Annotated in this window: 15 protein-coding genes; 10 read left to right on the top strand and 5 right to left on the bottom strand. The window is 68.5% G+C overall.

From position 1 onward, the window contains the following. Positions 1–51 precede the first annotated feature (51 nt). Both BHQ18_RS03390 and BHQ18_RS03385 read left to right on the top strand, forming a co-directional pair. Positions 52–621: a TetR/AcrR family transcriptional regulator gene (locus BHQ18_RS03390; RefSeq protein WP_069412161.1), complete on the top strand. Its 570-nt coding sequence runs from the start codon at positions 52–54 to the stop codon at positions 619–621. 58 nt (positions 622–679) lie between these two features. Beyond that, positions 680–1,615 (top strand): COX15/CtaA family protein, encoded by a 936-nt coding sequence (locus tag BHQ18_RS03385; RefSeq protein ID WP_069412160.1) that lies wholly within the window; start codon positions 680–682, stop codon positions 1,613–1,615. On the opposite strand, the gene BHQ18_RS03380 is transcribed toward BHQ18_RS03385, so the two are convergent. Further along, a complete protein-coding gene (locus BHQ18_RS03380; protein WP_069412159.1) occupies positions 1,565–2,506 on the bottom strand; it encodes an ATP-grasp domain-containing protein in 942 nt (313 codons plus the stop codon). The two genes, BHQ18_RS03385 and BHQ18_RS03380, sit on opposite strands and share 51 nt — an antisense overlap. 28 nt (positions 2,507–2,534) lie before the next feature. On the opposite strand from BHQ18_RS03380, the gene BHQ18_RS03375 reads away from it, so the two are divergent. Further along, positions 2,535–3,506 carry a quinone oxidoreductase family protein gene (locus BHQ18_RS03375; protein WP_069412158.1) on the top strand — a complete coding sequence of 324 codons (972 nt, stop codon included), beginning with the start codon at positions 2,535–2,537 and terminating at the stop codon, positions 3,504–3,506. A 1-nt stretch (position 3,507) separates the two neighbouring features. On the opposite strand, the gene BHQ18_RS03370 is transcribed toward BHQ18_RS03375, so the two are convergent. Beyond that, entirely contained in the window at positions 3,508–4,479 is a 972-nt protein-coding gene (locus BHQ18_RS03370) for an Rv2253/PknI dimerization domain-containing protein (protein ID WP_131815647.1), read from the bottom strand. A 113-nt stretch (positions 4,480–4,592) separates the two neighbouring features. Continuing rightward, the gene (locus BHQ18_RS03365; protein ID WP_069412156.1) at positions 4,593–5,519 is read right to left on the bottom strand and encodes a heme o synthase; all 927 of its coding nucleotides are present in this window, start codon (positions 5,517–5,519) and stop codon (positions 4,593–4,595) included. A gap of 178 nt (positions 5,520–5,697) precedes the next feature. On the opposite strand from BHQ18_RS03365, the gene tkt reads away from it, so the two are divergent. Genes tkt through BHQ18_RS03335 form a run of 6 tightly spaced genes read left to right on the top strand, consistent with a single transcriptional unit; the run spans position 5,698 to position 13,557 of the window. Beyond that, positions 5,698–7,791 (top strand): transketolase, encoded by a 2,094-nt coding sequence (tkt, locus tag BHQ18_RS03360; RefSeq protein ID WP_069412155.1) that lies wholly within the window; start codon positions 5,698–5,700, stop codon positions 7,789–7,791. 27 nt (positions 7,792–7,818) lie between these two features. Next, positions 7,819–8,937, top strand: a complete 1,119-nt coding sequence (gene tal / locus BHQ18_RS03355) for a transaldolase (protein WP_069412154.1) — start codon at positions 7,819–7,821, stop codon at positions 8,935–8,937. 8 nt (positions 8,938–8,945) lie between these two features. Next, positions 8,946–10,472, top strand: a complete 1,527-nt coding sequence (gene zwf / locus BHQ18_RS03350) for a glucose-6-phosphate dehydrogenase (protein ID WP_069412153.1) — start codon at positions 8,946–8,948, stop codon at positions 10,470–10,472. Continuing rightward, complete coding sequence (gene opcA / locus BHQ18_RS03345) at positions 10,469–11,380, top strand: glucose-6-phosphate dehydrogenase assembly protein OpcA (protein WP_069412356.1); 912 nt, start codon at positions 10,469–10,471, stop codon at positions 11,378–11,380. The genes zwf and opcA overlap by 4 nt, the downstream gene beginning before the upstream one ends. Further along, on the top strand, positions 11,377–12,087 hold the full coding sequence (pgl, locus tag BHQ18_RS03340) for a 6-phosphogluconolactonase (RefSeq protein WP_069412152.1): 711 nt from the start codon (positions 11,377–11,379) through the stop codon (positions 12,085–12,087). Before opcA ends, pgl begins: the two co-directional genes overlap by 4 nt. A 30-nt stretch (positions 12,088–12,117) precedes the next feature. Continuing rightward, positions 12,118–13,557, top strand: coding sequence for an HNH endonuclease signature motif containing protein (locus BHQ18_RS03335; RefSeq protein WP_069412151.1), 1,440 nt, complete (start codon positions 12,118–12,120; stop codon positions 13,555–13,557). A gap of 7 nt (positions 13,558–13,564) precedes the next feature. Here BHQ18_RS03335 and BHQ18_RS29820 read toward each other — a convergent pair whose 3' ends face one another. Further along, entirely contained in the window at positions 13,565–13,765 is a 201-nt protein-coding gene (locus BHQ18_RS29820) for a hypothetical protein (protein WP_131815646.1), read from the bottom strand. A gap of 9 nt (positions 13,766–13,774) precedes the next feature. Between BHQ18_RS29820 and BHQ18_RS03330 the strand changes: the two genes are divergently transcribed. Beyond that, positions 13,775–14,146, top strand: a complete 372-nt coding sequence (locus BHQ18_RS03330; RefSeq protein WP_069412150.1) for an ATPase — start codon at positions 13,775–13,777, stop codon at positions 14,144–14,146. A 1-nt stretch (position 14,147) separates the two neighbouring features. On the opposite strand, the gene BHQ18_RS03325 is transcribed toward BHQ18_RS03330, so the two are convergent. Continuing rightward, positions 14,148–14,951, bottom strand: a complete 804-nt coding sequence (locus BHQ18_RS03325; RefSeq protein WP_069412149.1) for an SDR family NAD(P)-dependent oxidoreductase — start codon at positions 14,949–14,951, stop codon at positions 14,148–14,150. Positions 14,952–14,953 lie beyond the last annotated feature (2 nt).

Raw genomic sequence — 14,953 nt, 5'->3', positions numbered from 1 at the left:
AACGGTAGGCCGATGCGGTAAGGTACGCAAGCGTTTCCTTTAGGAGGTCGGATGTCGCGTCGGCGCGGTGCGGAACTGGAGGCGGCGATCCGCGCCGCGACCGTGGCTCTGCTCGCCGAACAGGGCCCGGCCGGGGTGACGATGGAGGCGGTCGCCGCGGCGGCGCAGACCAGCAAGCCGGTGCTCTACCGCCGTTGGCCGGACGCCGCGGCGCTGCTGCGCGACACCCTGCTCGGTATCGCGACCGCCGCGATCCCGCACGAGGACACCGGCAGCTACCGCGGCGACATGCTCGCCGTGCTGCGCGGTTGGGCGGCGCTGTTCACCGGCCCGCAGGCAGCGGTGATCCGCGCGGCGATCGGCGCGGCCGCCCACGACCCGGCGCTGACCGAGGCGTTCCGCACCGGCGTCATCGGCTGGCGCAAGACCGAGATGGCCGCGCTGCTGGCGCGTGGCGTCGACCGCGGCGATGTGCGCGCCGACGTCCCGGTCGAGATCGCCCGCGAGTTGGGGCAGAGCGTGCTGTGGCACCGCCTGCTGGTCTCCGGCGACCCGATCGACGACGCGCTGGTCGTACAGTTGGTCGACGAGGTGCTGGTCCCGTTCGTCGCACCGCGCTGACCCGCTACTACGGGTTGTAGTTGCGCTGCTCTACCATCGGTACGTGCGACGCGCCTTCATGCGGCTGGTCGATCTGCTGCCGCTCCCCAGCCTGCGAACTCAGCGCGTCATCGCCTTTCTCGTCATCCTGACCCAGGGCGGGATCTCGGTCACCGGGTCGATCGTGCGGGTCACCGCGTCCGGTCTCGGGTGTCCCACCTGGCCGCAGTGTTTCCCCGGCAGCTTCACCCCGGTTCCGGTCGCCGAGGTCCCGGTCGTGCACCAGGTGGTCGAGTTCGGCAACCGGCTGATCACGTTCCTGGTCGTGCTGACCGCCGCGGCCGCGGTGCTGGCGGTGCTGCGGGCCCGCCGTCGGCGCGAGGTGCTGGTCTACGCGTGGCTGATGCCGGTGTCGACGGTCGTGCAGGCGGTGATCGGCGGGATCACCGTGCTCACCGGGCTGCTGTGGTGGACCGTCGCCATCCACCTGCTCGCCTCGATGACGATGGTCTGGCTGTCGGTGCTGTTGTTCGTCAAGATCGGCGAGCCGGACGACGGTGTTCCGGTTCGGCGAGCCCCGAAGGCGTTGCGCCGGCTGGCACTGCTCAGCGCGGTGGCGCTGGCGGCCGTTCTGGTGACCGGCACGCTGGTGACCGGCGCCGGCCCGCACGCCGGCGACAAGAGCGTGGACCGGACGATTCCGCGCCTCGAGGTCGAGATCACCACGTTGGTGCACATGCACTCGTCGCTGCTGGTGGCGTATCTGTCGCTGCTCGTCGGCCTCGGGTTCGGGCTGCTCGCGGTGCGGGCTCCGCGCCCGGTCCTCATCCGGTTGGGCGTGCTGCTCGTTCTCGTCGTGGCCCAGGCACTGGTCGGTACCGTGCAGTTCTTCACCGGGGTGCCGGCGGCGCTGGTCGCCATCCACGTCGCGGGCGCCGCACTGTGCACCGCGGCCACCGCCGCGCTATGGGCGTCGATGCGAGAGCGGGCCCAGCCCGAACCGGTCGAGCGCTGACTCCACGGCGAGCGCGAACTCGCGCTGCTGACGGTCGCGGGTCGCGTCATCGAGCTGCCCCCACCCCAGCGAGGGTTCGACCAGTTCGACCTCGAGCACCCGCGGATCCGACGGTCCGCCGATGACGTCCACCCGCGCGTAGAGCAGGTCGGCGGGCCTCAGGTCCAGGTGGTCGGCGGCGGCTGCCAGCGCTGCGTGCCCGACGTCCCACAGCTCGAAATCGGGTTCGGCCGACGACAGGGTCTCGCGGGCGTAGATGCCCGACTCGTCGAACTGCGGCGGCCTGCCGGGCCGAAGCAGGATCGGCCCCTTGGTGAACGCGTGCGACTGGGTTCCGGCCAGGAACACCAGCGCGGTCTCCCCGTCTTCCACCCGGTCGTCATAGGGCTGCACCACCACGGTGCGCCCGGCGTCGTGCAACCTCGCCGCGTGCCGGAGGGCGTCGTCGTGCTCCGAGAAGCGCAGCGCGTCGACCGAACCCATGCCGACCGACGGTTTGACCACCACCTCGCCGCTGTCGGGCAGGCGCACCTGCTGCCCCGGGGCGAAGAACCGGCTGGCGATCGTCGGCACACCCGCGGCGGCGAGGTCGGCCAGATACCGCTTATCGGTGTTCCACGACACCGCGGGCAGCGGATTGAGCAGGTGGCGGACCCGCCGCGCCCAGGCCAGGAACTCGTCGCGTCGCTCGATGTAGTCCCACGTCGCCCGCAGGATCACCAGGTCCGCCTCCAGCGTCGCCGGGTCGTCCCAGGACAGCCAGCGGGCGTGCAGACCGCGGCGGCCCAGGGCCGCCACCAGCCCCGCGTCGTCGCCGTCCCCGTCGGGCAGCGCCGGGCAGCCGGCCAACACGATGCGCGGATGGAACACGTCGGGGCGGGCAAGTTTCACGGTTGCAGGATATTGGGAAGATGTGAGCATGCACGCCATCGAAATCGCCGAGACCGGCGGACCCGAAGTCATGAGCTACGTCGAGAAGCCTCAGCCCACGCCGGGGCCCGGCGAAGTGCTCATCAAGGCCGAGGCGATCGGGGTGAACTTTCTCGACACCTACTTCCGCTCGGGCCAGTACCCGCGGGAGACGCCGTTCATCCTCGGCAACGAGGTGTGCGGCACCGTGGCCGCCGTCGGCGAGGGCGTGGCCGCGCTGAAGGTCGGCGACCGTGTGGTCACCGCGCAGGCCAACGGCGCGTACGCCGAATATTCTGTCGCTCCAGCCGATTTCGTCGCCTACGTACCGGACGGTGTGACACCGGAGGCCGCCGCGGCGAGCCTGCTCAAGGGCATGACCGCGCACTATCTCATCAAATCGCTGTACCCGGTGCAGCAGGGCGACTCGGTGCTCGTGCACGCCGGCGCCGGTGGGGTCGGGCTGATCCTCACCCAGTGGGCGACCAGCATGGCGGTGCGGGTGATCACCACGGTGTCGACGCCGGAGAAGGCCGAGCTGTCCCGGCAGGCCGGCGCGGTGAAGGTGCTCGACTATCCGCAGGACCCCGCCGAGTTCGGCGCCACGATCAAGGAGATGACCGACGGCGGCGTGGCCGCGGTGTACGACGGCGTCGGCGCGGCCACCTTCGAGGCCAGCCTGGCCAGCCTCGCGGTGCGGGGCACCCTCGCGTTGTTCGGCGCGTCCAGCGGGCCGGTGCCGCCGTTCGACCCGCAGCGCCTCAACGCCGCCGGCTCACTGTTCCTGACCCGCCCGACATTGGTGCACTACACCCGCACTGCCGACGAGTTCGCCTGGCGCGCAGGCGAACTGCTGGATGCGATCGCGTCGGGTGCGCTGAACATCACGGTCAGCCACCGCTATCCGCTGGCCGAGGCCGCCCAGGCACACACCGATCTGCAGGGCCGCAAGACGGTCGGGTCGGTCGTGCTGGTGCCCTGACTCAGCCGCCCGGGGCCGGCGCGGGAGCCGGCGGCGGCGCGGCGGCCCGGTCGTACTCCAGGTCGAAGGTCTGCTGCGTCGGGCACGGCTCACCCGCCTCGAGGCGGCGGGTGCCGCTCAGCGTCACGATCGGGTTCTCCGACGGCTCGGGGAACACGATCTCGTCGAAGCCGAACGACCGCACCTTGTCGGGCATCCCGGGTCCGCAGGACTTCTCCCCGCGGTCCCACCGGTAGGTCCACCGGTCACCGGTGAACGTCAGCGGCGTCAGCTGCGGATCGTTGTCGATCGCGGTCGCCTGGGTGCTCGCGCACTCGTCGGTGTTGCGCACGCAGAACGTCGCGACCTCGACGGTGAGCACACCGGGCGCGCCGTCGGGCGGCTGCGTCGTGATGGTCTGGGTGTAGGTGCCGCCGAACGCCTGCGCCTTCGACGGCTTCCTGGCCTCGACCGCGGCGGGGTCGATGAGCTGGACACCCTCGGGGATCTCGCCCTGCTTGGTGACGGTGACCGGCATCTGCACCACCCACGGGCAGTCCGGCCCGGTGGTGATCTCGGTCCAGGTGCCGCTCAGCGTGTCGTCGGGTTGCGGTGTGAGCACCCAGGTGCCCAGCACCCGGGCGGGTTGCCCGCCGGCGCGGCACTTGCTGTCCTCGGCGATGACCATCACCCAGTTGCCGTCGATCAGGTCGAGCGTGCCCTGGATGTTGGTCGGCGACCCGTCGGGTTTGATCCGGGTGCCGGTGGCCACGCACACGTTGTCGGCGGCGCAGTGCGAGTCGAGCACCCAGCGGGCGCTCATCGGCTCGGTGCGCGGCGACGGCGCGCCCAGCTGAGTGCGTTTGGCGACGTCGAAGTCGACCTTGTACAGCCCGTTGAGAACCGGTCCGGCCGCGCTCGGTGCGGGCGACGGTGTCGTCGGCTCACTCTCGTCACCACCGGACGAGCAACCAACGACCAGAAGTGCGGTCATCATTGCCACCGCGAGCCCTCGCCACCACAACACCATTCCGCCCCCTGCTAGAAGTTGTTTGCGCAACTTCGCAGCACCTTAGCTCAGGAGGTGCCGGGTGCGGAGAAACTTGCTCAGAGCAAAGTCGGAAGCGCGAGAACCGAGTCGATCGCGAGAGCGCAGAAAACCACCGCGAGGTAGTTGTTCGACTGCAGGAACAGCCGCAACGGTTTGACCGGTTCACCGCGGCGCACGCCCCGGTAGAGCTGATGCGCCATCACCAGGAACCAGCCGCCGGCGAGCACGGCGACCGAGGTGTACAGCCAGCCGGTGACCGGCACCAGCGCCAGCGTGGCGGCCACGGTCAGCCAGGTGTAGATCACGATCTGCCTGGTGACTTCGCGCTCGGTGGCCACCGCGGGCAGCATCGGCACGCCCGCCGCGCGGTAGTCCTCCTTGTAGCGCATGGCCAGCGCCCAGGTATGCGGCGGCGTCCAGAAGAAGATGATCGCGAACATCGCCAGCGCGGGCCACGCGATGGTTCCGGTGACGGCGGACCAGCCGATCATCACCGGCATACAGCCGGCCGCGCCGCCCCACACCACGTTCTGCGATGTCCGGCGCTTGAGCACCAGCGTGTACACGAGCACGTAGAACGCGATGGTCGCGCCCGCCAGGTGCGCGGAGAGCATGTTGGTGGTCCACCACAGCCAGAAGAACGAGCCGACCGAGAGCGCCAGCCCGAACACCAGCGCGTGGCTGCGCGGCACGGTGGCCCGCGCCAGCGGCCTGCGCTCGGTCCGCTTCATCACCTTGTCGATGTCGGCGTCGGCCACGCAGTTCAGCGCGTTGGCGCCCGCCGCGGCGAGCATCCCGCCGACCAGGGTGTTGAAGATCAGCAGCGGGTCGACGTTGCCGCGGTCGGCGAGCAGCATGGCCGGGATGGTGGTGACCAGAAGCAGCTCGATGACTCGGGGCTTGGTCAACGACAGGTAGCCCAGGAGCCGGTCGCGAACCCGGATCGACGACCCGTCGACCAGGCGGCCTTCGCGAACGCTCAACGCAGTTACTCCTGTCGAACAGCTTCTACTACAGACGATGGTAGACCGCACGACAACGGCGGCCTAATCCTCCCCCGGCAGGCCTGCAGCGGATGACCATCCCGCACTAGGGTGTTTTAAACGAGCAGCGAGAAGAGCTCGAAGCCGACCACGCTCAACGCCGACCTGGAGTGCGCCTGTGACCACGTCCGAAGAGATTTCCGCGCTGACCCGTCCGAACCACCCGGACGACTGGACCGATGTGGACACGTTGGCCGTGGACACCATCCGGGTGCTGGCCGCAGACGCGGTACAGAAAGTCGGCAACGGCCACCCGGGGACCGCGATGAGCCTGGCGCCGCTGGCCTACACGCTGTTCCAGCGCCAGATGCGCCACGATCCCAGCGACGTGCACTGGCTGGGCCGGGACCGCTTCGTGCTGTCCGCCGGGCACTCCAGCCTCACCCTCTACATCCAGCTCTATCTCGGCGGCTTCGGGCTGGAGCTGTCCGACATCGAGGCGCTGCGCACGTTCAAGTCCAAGACGCCGGGTCATCCGGAGTTCCGGCACACCGACGGCGTCGAGATCACCACCGGCCCGCTGGGTCAGGGCCTGGCATCGGCGGTCGGCATGGCGATGGCCTCGCGCTACGAGCGGGGCCTGTTCGACCCGGACACCCCGTGGGGCGAGAGCCCGTTCGACCACTACATCTATGTGATCGCCTCCGACGGCGACATCGAAGAGGGCATCACCAGCGAGGCGTCGTCGCTGGCGGGCACCCAGCAGCTCGGCAACCTGATCGTGTTCTACGACAAGAACCAGATCTCGATCGAGCACGACACCAACATCGCACTGTCCGAGGACGTCGCCGCCCGCTACCGGGCCTACGGCTGGCACGTGCAGGAGATCGAGGGCGGCGAGAACGTCGTCGGCATCGAGCAGGCCATCGCCGAGGCCAAGAAGGTCACCGACAAGCCGTCGTTCATCGCGCTGCGGACGGTCATCGGGTATCCGGCGCCGACCAAGATGAACACCGGCGGGATACACGGCTCGGCGCTCGGCGAAGAAGAGGTTTCCGCGGTCAAGAAAATTCTCGGCTTCGACCCGGACAAGACCTTCGAGGTGCGCCCCGAGGTCATCGAGCACACCCGCAAGCTGGTGGACCGCGGCCGTGAGGCGCACGACAAGTGGCAGAGCACCTTCGACGCGTGGGCCGAGCGCGAAGCGGACCGCAAGGCGCTGCTGGACCGGCTGCTGGCCCAGGAGCTGCCGGAGGGCTGGGACGCCGATCTGACCCACTGGGAGCCGGGATCCAAACCGCTGGCCACCCGCGCGGCGTTCGGTCAGGTGCTCAACGACGTGGCGCCGAAGCTGCCGGAGTTGTGGGGTGGCTCAGCCGATCTCGCCGGCAGCAACAACACCACCATCAAGGGCGTCAAATCGTTTGGGCCGCCGTCGATTTCGACCGACGACTTCACCGCCGACTGGTACGGCCGGGTGCTGCACTTCGGTGTTCGCGAGCACGCGATGGGCGCGATCCTGTCCGGCATCGTGCTGCACGGTCCGACCCGCGCGTTCGGGGGCACGTTCCTGCAGTTCTCCGACTACATGCGGCCCGCGGTGCGGCTCGCGTCGCTGATGGACATCGACACGATCTACATCTGGACCCACGACTCGATCGGCCTGGGCGAGGACGGCCCCACCCACCAGCCGATCGAGCATCTCGCGGCGCTGCGCGCGATCCCGAACCTGTCCGTGGTCCGCCCGGGTGACCCGAACGAGACCGCGTACGCCTGGCGCAGCATCATCGCCCGCGGCAACGGCAGCGGCCCGGTGGGTTTCATCCTGACCCGACAGGGCATCCCGGTATTGGAGGGCACCGATGCCGACGGCGTGGCCCGCGGCGGTTACGTGCTCGGCGGCGGTAATCCGGCCGACGACGCGGACGTGATCATCATTGCGACTGGTTCAGAACTGCAACTGGCCGTCGAGGCCAGAAAACAGTTGGCGGACAAGGACATCACCGCCTACGTGGTGTCGATGCCGTGCGTCGAGTGGTTCGAGTCGCAGCCCAAGGAGTACCGCGACAAGGTGCTGCCGCCGAGTGTTTCGGCGCGCGTCGCGGTCGAGGCGGCGGTGGCGCAGAGCTGGTACAAGCTCGTCGGCGACACCGGCGAGATCATCTCGATCGAGCACTACGGGGAGTCCGCCGACGACAAGACATTGTTCCGCGAGTTCGGGTTCACGCCCGAGGCCGTGGTGGCCGCTGCGGAGCGATCGATAGACAACTGATGTCGAAACGCTAGGAAAGGCACAGCTATGGCTCAGAATCCGAATCTCGCGGCATTGTCCGACGCGGGTGTGTCGGTGTGGCTCGACGATCTGTCGCGCGACCGGCTGCAGACCGGCAACCTGCAGGAGCTCATCGACACGAGAAGCGTCGTCGGGGTGACCACCAACCCGTCGATCTTCCAGGCCGCGCTGTCGGCGGGCACCGCCTACGACGCCCAGGTCAAGGAACTCGCCGAACGCGGCGCCGACGTGGACGCCACGATCCGCACGGTCACCACCGACGATGTGCGCAACGCCTGCGATGTGCTGGCCAAGCAGTACGAGCTGTCCGACGGCGTGGACGGCCGGGTGTCGATCGAGGTCGACCCGCGCCTCGCCCACGACACCGACAAGACGATCCTGCAGGCGATCGAGCTGTGGAAGATCGTCGACCGGCCCAACCTGCTGATCAAGATCCCCGCCACGATGGCCGGCCTGCCGGCGATCACCGCGGTGATCGCCGAGGGCATCTCGGTCAACGTCACGCTGATCTTCTCCGTCGAGCGGCACCGGATGGTGATGGACGCCTACCTCGCGGGCCTGGAGAAAGCCAGGGAGGCGGGCCACGACCTGTCCAAGATCCATTCGGTCGCTTCGTTCTTCGTGTCGCGGGTGGACACCGAGATCGACAAGCGCCTCGAGAAGATCGGGTCGCAGGAGGCCAAGGACCTGCGGGGCAAGGCCGGTGTCGCCAACGCGCGACTGGCCTACGCCGCCTACGAGGAGGTCTTCGTCGGCGGGCAGCGGTTCGAGGCGCTCAAGGCCGCGGGCGCGCGGGTGCAGCGTCCGCTGTGGGCGTCGACCGGGGTGAAGAACCCGGAGTATTCCGACACCCTCTACGTCACCGAACTGGTCGCGCCGAACACGGTGAACACCATGCCGGAGAAGACCATCGAGGCGGTCGCCGAGCACGGCGTCATCACCGGCGACACGGTGACCGGGACGGCCGACGAGTCGCAGGCGGTGTTCGACCAGCTCGCGGCCGTCGGGATCGATCTGCCCGACGTGTTCCGGCTCCTCGAGGACGAAGGGGTGGAGAAGTTCGAGAAGTCCTGGCTCGAGCTGCTCGAGGCGACCCAGGGTCAGCTCGACGAGAAAAAGGGATAACCGGGACCATGACGGATTGGGTCAATCCGCTTCGCGACAAACGTGACAAGCGGATGCCCCGGATCGCGGGGCCCTGCGGAATTGTGATCTTCGGTGTCACCGGCGATCTCTCGCGCAAGAAGTTGATGCCCGCGATCTACGACCTGGCCAACCGCGGCCTGCTCCCCCCGTCGTTCTCGTTGATCGGGTTCGCCCGGCGGGACTGGGCGGATCAGGATTTCGGTCAGGTGGTCTACGACGCGGTCCGACAGCACGCCCGTACCCCCTTCCGGCAGGAGGTGTGGGACCGGCTGGCCGAGGGTTTCCGGTTCGTGCAGGGCACATTCGACGACGAAGCCGCATTCGCTCGGCTCGCCGAGACGTTGGAGAAGCTCGACGCCGAACGCGGCACCGGCGGCAATCACGCGTTCTACCTGTCGATTCCGCCGAAGGCGTTCCAGCTGGTCTGTGAACAGCTGCACAAGTCCGGGCTGGCCAACCCGCAGGAGGGCCGCTGGAGCCGGGTGGTCATCGAGAAGCCGTTCGGCCACGACCTGCAGAGTGCCCAGGAGCTCAACGAGGTGGTCAACAGCGTGTTCCCCGAGGAGTCGGTGTTCCGCATCGACCACTACCTCGGCAAGGAGACGGTGCAGAACATTCTCGCCCTGCGCTTCGCCAACGAGTTGTACGAGCCGATCTGGAACAACAACTACGTCGACAGCGTGCAGATCACGATGGCCGAGGACATCGGGTTGGGCGGGCGCGCAGGCTACTACGACGGTGTCGGCGCGGCCCGCGACGTCATCCAGAACCATCTGTTGCAGCTGCTCGCGCTGACCGCGATGGAGGAACCGGTCAGCTTCGGGCCGAAAGAGTTGCAGGTCGAGAAGATCAAGGTGTTCTCGGCGACGCGGCCGATGCAGCCGCTGGACCAGACCACCGCCCGCGGTCAGTACGCCGCCGGCTGGCAGGGCAGCGAGAAAGTGGTGGGTCTGCTGGAGGAGGAGGGCTTCTCGCAGGACTCCACGACCGAGACCTACGCGGCCATCACTTTGGAGGTCGACACCCGCCGCTGGGCCGGGGTGCCGTTCTTCCTGCGCACCGGGAAGCGCCTGGGCCGCAGGGTGACCGAGATCGCGCTGATCTTCAAGCGGGCCCCGCACCTACCGTTCGACAAGACGATGACCGAGGAGCTCGGCCAGAACGCGTTGGTGATCAGGGTGCAGCCGGACGAGGGCATCACCACCCGGTTCGGGTCGAAGGTGCCCGGCAGCGCGATGGAGGTACGCGACGTGAACATGGACTTCTCCTACGGGTCGGCGTTCGCCGAGGACTCCCCCGAGGCCTACGAGCGACTGATCCTTGACGTGCTACTCGGGGAGCCGTCACTGTTCCCCGTCAACCGTGAAGTCGAATTGTCTTGGGAGATACTCGATCCCGTGCTCGACCACTGGGCAGCCGGCGGAAAGCCGGAGGCCTACGCGTCCGGAACCTGGGGTCCGGCGTCGGCCGACGAGATGCTGCACCGCATGGGCCGGGAATGGAGGCGGCCGTGATTGTCGATCTGCCGGGCACGACAACCAACGACATCAACAAGAAGATCACCGACCTGCGCGAGGAGGGCGGGGCGATCACGCTGAGCCGTGTGCTGACGCTGGTGATCTCGCTGGACTCCGACGATCTCCTCGAAGAGTCGATCGAGGCCGCGAACTTCGCGAGCCGCGAACATCCCTGCCGCGTCATCCTGGTCGTGCCCGGCGACCGGAGTGCCGCCGAGTCACGGCTCGACGCGCAGTTGCGCGTAGGCGGTGACGCGGGAGCCGGTGAAGTGGTGGCGCTGCGCCTGCACGGTGAACTGGCCGACCACGCCGGTGCCGTGGTCCTGCCGTTCCTGCTGCCGGACACCCCGGTGGTTGCGTGGTGGCCCGCGGGCGGACCGGAGGTGCCGGCCAAGGATCCATTGGGCCGCTTGGCAATCCGTCGGATCACCAATGCGACGCAGTGCTCGGACCCGCTGGCGGCGATCAAGAGCCGGCTCGGCGGCTACACCGCGGGCGACACCGATTTGTGCTGGGCGCGGATCACCTACTGGCGGGCTCTGCTCGCCGCCGCGGTCGACCAGGAGCCGCACGAGCCCATCGACGGTGCGCTGGTGTCGGGGCTGCGCGACGAGCCGTCACTCGACGTGCTGGCCGGTTGGCTGGCGAACCGGATCGGCGGGCCGGTCCGGCGCGCGGTCGGCGAGTTGAAGGTGGAACTGACCCGCGGCAGCGAGACCATCACGCTGAAACGGCCGCAGGACGGCACCACCGCGACGTTGACCCGCACCAGCCGGCCGGAGGCGCTGATCCCCCTGGCGCGCAGGGAAGCCAAGGAATGTCTGGCCGAGGATCTGCGTCGGCTCGACCCTGACGAGATCTACCACGAAGCGCTGTTGGGCCTCGACAAGGTGGAGTACCTGTGAGCGCGGTCGTCGAACGGTACGCCGACACCGATGCGCTGGTGGCCGCGGCCGGCGACCGGCTGGTGACCGCGATCCTCGACGCGGTCGGCAGCCGCGGCGTCGCCCACATCGTGCTGACCGGCGGTGGCACCGGAACCGGTCTGCTCAGGCGGGTGGCCGAACAGGGCGAGCGCATCGACTGGTCGAAGGTCCACTTGTATTGGGGCGACGACCGTTTCGTGCCCGAAGACGACGACGAGCGCAACCACAAGCAGGCGCGCGAGGCACTGCTGGACCATGTCGACATCCCGACGGGAAATGTGCACCCGATGGCCGCCAGCGACGGTGAGTTCGGCGACGACATCCAGGCCGCGGCATCGGCATACGAGCAGGTGCTGGCTCCTGACTTCGACGTCCACCTGTTGGGGATGGGCGGCGAGGGGCACATCAACTCGCTGTTCCCGCACACCCCCGCCGTGCGCGAGACCGAGCGTCTCGTGGTGGGCGTCGAGGACTCCCCCAAGCCGCCGCCGCGCCGGATCACCCTGACGTTGCCGGCCGTCCGCCGCTCACGGCAGGTGTGGCTGGTCGTCTCGGGCGAGGGCAAAGCCGAGGCGGTGGCCGCGGCCGTCGGCGGCGCCGATGCCGACGACTGGCCGGCCGCGGGGGCCGTCGGCCGCGAGGCGACGGTGTGGCTGGTTGACGAGGCGGCCGCGAGCCAGCTCTGATTGTCCGACCGCGCGGGTAGTATCGAATGTATGTTCGATAGGTCCGATGACGCGGCGGTGGTGGAGTGCATCGCTGCGGCGTCGCGTGCGCAGAACGCGGCTTGTGGTCGGGAGTTGCTTGCCGTTGGTGAGCTTTATGCCCGGCGTGCTCCTGAGGACGAAGACGAGCGCATCAATTGGGCGATCGACGGGCATGCCAACGTGGTGGCCGAGCTGTCGGCGGCGTTGAACATCAGCCGTGGGCGGGCGGCCAGCCGGTTGGAGTTGGCGATCGATCTGCGGGAGCGGCTACCCAAGGTGGGCGCGGTGTTCGCCGGCGGGGACATCGACTACCGGATGGTGATCGCGCTGGTCAACCGCAGCCGCAACGTCACCGACAAAGACCTGCTGGCCCGCCTGGATGCCGCGTTTGCCACCCATGCGACCAAGTGGATGAAACTGTCGGGGCCCAAGCTCGACGAGCGCATCGACATGTGGGTGGAAAAATTCGACCCGAGCGGGGTGCGTGAACCCAAACCAGCCCGTGATGACCGCTACGTTCATGTGGCGCCGATGGGTGGAGGGATGGTCGGGGTGTGGGCGCGGCTGACCTTCGAAGAGGGCGTCTGCTTTGACACCCGCGTCGATGAGGTCGCCGCCACCGTGTGCCGCGATGATCCGCGCCCGCCCGAGCAGCGCCGCGTCGATGCGATGATGGCCATGACCCAGGGGCAGATGCGGCTGCAGTGCGGCTGCGGGGCCCACGATTGCCCCAACAGCGCCGCGCTGCCGGCCTCGACGCAGGTGGTGATCAACGTGATCGCCGAACAAGCCACCATCGAGGGCCGCAGCAGTAATCCGGGGTATCTGCCCGGAGTCGGGGCGATCCCGGCCGCCCTGCTGCGCGAGCGGCTGACCACCGCCAAACTCGTACCGGTCGCGCTGCCCGCCCCGTGCGCGCAGGCGGGGTATCGGCCCTCGGCGGGGTTGGCGCGTTTCATCCGCTGCCGGGATCTCGCGTGTCGGTTCCCCGGCTGTGATGTGCCCGCCGCCAAGTGTCAGATCGACCACACCATCGCCCATCCGATGGGGCCCACACATCCGTCGAACCTCAAGCTGCTGTGCGTTTTTCACCATCTGCTCAAGACGTTTTGGACCGGCCCCGATGGTTGGCGTGATTTTCAACTGCCCGACGGCACGGTGATCTGGCGCGCCCCCAGCGGCCACACGTACACGACCACCCCCGCCGGAGCCGAATTCTTCAAGCGGCTCGGCGAACCCACCGGCGTCATCGACCTGAACCCGCCCAGCCAGGGCCCCGACGACAACATCCATCGCGGGGCGATGATGCCCAAACGCCGCCGCACCAGAGCCCAAGACAAGGCCTACCGCATCGCCCTGGAACGCCAACACAACGCCGAACGCCTCCACCGCAAACAACTCCTCCTCGCAGAACAACTCGCCAGAGACGACGAACCACCACCCTTCTGAGGCATCGTCACCCGGTGTCGTTGCGAGCATCAGCCCGGCCGTCACGAAGCCCGGCGTCGTAGTCGAGGCCCCGGTTGGGCGACGGTGGCCTGCGTCTGCGCGGGTCGGTCAGGCACTGCCGCCGCGCGGTCTGCTCCTGGTCCACATCAAGTGAGACGCTGCGGCGCGCCCGGCGGTTCCACGCCGACGGCTGATCAGCGGCCGCCATAATGGCCCCATGGTGGACAAAAGTGATCGGCCGGCGCGCACCGGGCCCGAGCGGATCAGAAAGCTCGCACAGGCGGCGCTCAACGCCGACGTCACGGTCGAGCAGGTCGACACCATCCTCGAGAGTCTCAGCGAGACGCTCGAAGACCTGAACAGTTCGACGGCCACCCTCGACGCCACGCTCGAACGGTTCAACGAAACCATCAATCAGATCAACGAGCTCGCCCCGCGGCTCAACGCGGTGGTGGACCGCATGGAGGGTGTGGTGAGCCGCGTCGAGCGCATCGTCGGCCTCGGCGAGTCGGTGATCTCACCACTGGCCGCCACCGAGCAGGTGGTGCGCGGAGCCGTGAACAAGGTGCGCCGCTCCGCCGGCCTGTAGCTCAGACGAAATCCGAGCCGCCGTCGACGTTGACGGTGGCGCCGGTGACATAGCCGTTGCGCCTCGACGCCAGATAGACCGTGATCGAGGCGATCTCCTCGGGCAGCCCGGCCCGCCCGAGATCGCACGGCTGGTGGAAGTTGTTGTCGATCCAGGTCATCACGTCGGTGGGGTCGGTGGCGTCGAGCCCGTCGGCGGCCAGAATGTCCTTGAGCACCTCGGTGAAGCTGGCAGTCACGATCGTGCCGGGGCAGATGCAGTTGACCAGGATGCCGTCCTTGGCAAGGCTTTTCGACAGATTCTTGGTGACGCTGCTCAGCGCCGCCTTCGACGCCGTGTATGCGACGATGCGCGGGTTCTGCCGCTGGATCGAGTGGGCCGAGAGGGTGACGATCCTGCCCCACTGCGCGGCCCGCAGCAGTGGCAGCGCGGCCCGCACCGCTCGGACTCCCGACATCGTCCCCAGCGTGAAAGCCTGTTCCCACTGCGCGTCGTCGAGATCCTCGAAGTACCCGTCGCCCGGCCCAACCGTGTGTACCAGGCTGTTGATCTCGCCCCACCGTTGCGCCACGGTGTCGAAGCCGGCGGTGATCGACGCGGGGTCGGCCATGTCGACGCTGATCCCGACGGCGTCGGGCGCCCCCGCCTCGCGCAGCCTCGCCTCAGCCGCCTCAAGGGCCTCGGCACCCCTGGCCATCACCGCGACCCGCGCACCCTCCTCAGCGAGTGTCGTTGCGATCGCCAGGCCCATACCCTTGCTGCCGCCGGTCACGACGGCCACCGCGCCGGCCAGTCCCAGGTCCATCG

It is taken from the genome of Mycolicibacterium flavescens, assembly GCF_001722335.1.
Taxonomy (GTDB): domain Bacteria; phylum Actinomycetota; class Actinomycetes; order Mycobacteriales; family Mycobacteriaceae; genus Mycobacterium; species Mycobacterium flavescens.
Note: the sequence above shows the minus strand (reverse complement) of the source record. Positions and strands in the feature narration are given on the sequence as shown.

Excerpts from the sequence above, each read along its gene's own strand:
- BHQ18_RS03390 (WP_069412161.1), top strand. The coding sequence starts at position 52 with ATGTCGCGTCGGCGCGGTGCGGAACTGGAGGCGGCGATCCGCGCCGCG.
- BHQ18_RS03385 (WP_069412160.1), top strand. The coding sequence starts at position 680 with ATGCGGCTGGTCGATCTGCTGCCGCTCCCCAGCCTGCGAACTCAGCGC.
- BHQ18_RS03375 (WP_069412158.1), top strand. The coding sequence starts at position 2,535 with ATGCACGCCATCGAAATCGCCGAGACCGGCGGACCCGAAGTCATGAGC.
- BHQ18_RS03370 (WP_131815647.1), bottom strand. The coding sequence starts at position 4,479 with ATGACCGCACTTCTGGTCGTTGGTTGCTCGTCCGGTGGTGACGAGAGT.
- tal (WP_069412154.1), top strand. The coding sequence starts at position 7,819 with ATGGCTCAGAATCCGAATCTCGCGGCATTGTCCGACGCGGGTGTGTCG.
- zwf (WP_069412153.1), top strand. The coding sequence starts at position 8,946 with ATGACGGATTGGGTCAATCCGCTTCGCGACAAACGTGACAAGCGGATG.
- BHQ18_RS03335 (WP_069412151.1), top strand. The coding sequence starts at position 12,118 with ATGTTCGATAGGTCCGATGACGCGGCGGTGGTGGAGTGCATCGCTGCG.
- BHQ18_RS29820 (WP_131815646.1), bottom strand. The coding sequence starts at position 13,765 with ATGGCGGCCGCTGATCAGCCGTCGGCGTGGAACCGCCGGGCGCGCCGC.
- BHQ18_RS03330 (WP_069412150.1), top strand. The coding sequence starts at position 13,775 with ATGGTGGACAAAAGTGATCGGCCGGCGCGCACCGGGCCCGAGCGGATC.
- BHQ18_RS03325 (WP_069412149.1), bottom strand. The coding sequence starts at position 14,951 with ATGGACCTGGGACTGGCCGGCGCGGTGGCCGTCGTGACCGGCGGCAGC.